Origin of the sequence: Melaminivora alkalimesophila (assembly GCF_000282995.1) — a bacterium.
GTDB classification, from domain to species: domain Bacteria; phylum Pseudomonadota; class Gammaproteobacteria; order Burkholderiales; family Burkholderiaceae_C; genus Melaminivora; species Melaminivora alkalimesophila.
On the sequence record NZ_ALEE01000182.1, the window covers coordinates 1 to 1,519 of the forward strand.

The 1,519-nt window shown below is 67.5% G+C and carries 1 protein-coding gene; it reads right to left on the reverse strand.

Annotated elements, in window-relative coordinates; translation table 11 throughout:
* Positions 1-7: 7 nt before the first annotated feature.
* Positions 8-1,381 carry a signal recognition particle protein gene (ffh, locus tag A612_RS02940; RefSeq protein WP_019373106.1) on the reverse strand — a complete coding sequence of 458 codons (1,374 nt, stop codon included), beginning with the start codon at positions 1,379-1,381 and terminating at the stop codon, positions 8-10.
* Positions 1,382-1,519 lie beyond the last annotated feature (138 nt).

Below are 1,519 nucleotides of genomic sequence, written 5' to 3' on the forward strand. Positions count from 1 at the left end.
CCCGCCGTCAGAACGGCAGGCCGGGCATCCCTTTCAGCCCCTTCATTCCGCCCATGCGCTTCATCAGCTTCATGAGGCCGCCGCCCTTCATCTTCTTCATCATGCCCTGCATCTGCTCGAATTCCTTGAGCAGCCGGTTCACTTCCTGCACCTGCACGCCCGCGCCAGCGGCGATGCGCTTCTTGCGCGTGGCCTTGATGAGCTCGGGCTTCCTGCGCTCTTGCGGCGTCATGCTGCAGATGATGCCCTCCTTCCTGCGGATATCGCGCTCGGCGCGGTCCATGTCCACCTGACCGGCCTTGGCGGTGAGCTCGGTCGGCAGCTTGTCCATCAGGCTCGACAGCCCGCCCATCTGCTTCATCTGCTGCAGCTGGCCGAGGAAATCGTTCAGGTCGAAGCCGTCGCCGCTCTTGACCTTGGCGGCGAGCTTTTGCGCCGCTTCCATGTCCACGCCGGCGCTGACCTGCTCGACCAGCGCCACGATGTCGCCCATGCCGAGGATGCGCCCGGCGTGGCGCTCGGCATCGAACACTTCCAGCCCGTCGATCTTCTCGGAAATGCCGGCGAACTTGATGGGCGCGCCCGTTACCTGGCGCACCGACAGCGCCGCACCGCCGCGCGAGTCGCCGTCCAGTTTCGTCAGCACGATGCCGGTGAGCGGCAGCGCCTCCTTGAAGGCGCGCGCGGTGTTGACCGCGTCCTGCCCCTGCATGGCGTCGACCACGAACAGCGTCTCCACCGGCTTCAAGACGGCGTGCAGGTCCTGGATTTCCTGCATCAGCACCTCGTCGATCGCCAGGCGCCCGGCCGTGTCGACCAGCAGCACGTCGAAGTAGTGCTTCCTGGCGTAGTCCAGCGCGGCCGTGGCGATGTCGCGGGGCTTTTGGTCCGGGCTGCTGGGAAACCACTCGGCGCCGGCCTGGTGGGTCACGGTCTTGAGCTGCTCGATGGCGGCCGGGCGGTAGACGTCGCCCGAGACGGTGAGCACCTTCTTTCGGCGCTTCTCGATCAGGTGCTTGGCCAGCTTGGCCGTGGTGGTGGTCTTGCCCGCGCCCTGCAGGCCGGCCATCAGGATCACGGCCGGCGGCTGCGCCGCGAGGTTGATGTCGGCCACGCCCTTGCCCATGGTGGCGGCGAGCTCCTTGTTGACGATGCCCACCAGCGCCTGGCCGGGCTTCAAGCTGCCCAGCACTTCCTGGCCGAGCGCCTTTTCCTTGACGCGGGCGATGAAGTCGCGCACCACCGGCAAGGCCACGTCGGCTTCCAGCAGCGCCATGCGCACCTCGCGCAGCATGTCCTGCACGTTGGCTTCGGTGATGCGGGCCTGGCCGCGCATCTCCTTGACGAGACGGGTGAGTTTTTCGGTCAGGGCGGAGGCCATGGCTGCGTGCTCCGAAAGGTGCCGGCACGGGCTGCCGGATGCAGCCCGCCCAGCGAGTCCCGCCCGGGGTGGGCGGCTAAACTGCGAACCCATGATTCTACCGAGCGCATCCCTGGCAGGCGGGCTGCTGGCCGCAGC

Bases quoted from the DNA above. Each gene is read 5' to 3' on its own strand.
- ffh (WP_019373106.1), bottom strand. From the start codon at position 1,381: ATGGCCTCCGCCCTGACCGAAAAACTCACCCGTCTCGTCAAGGAGATG.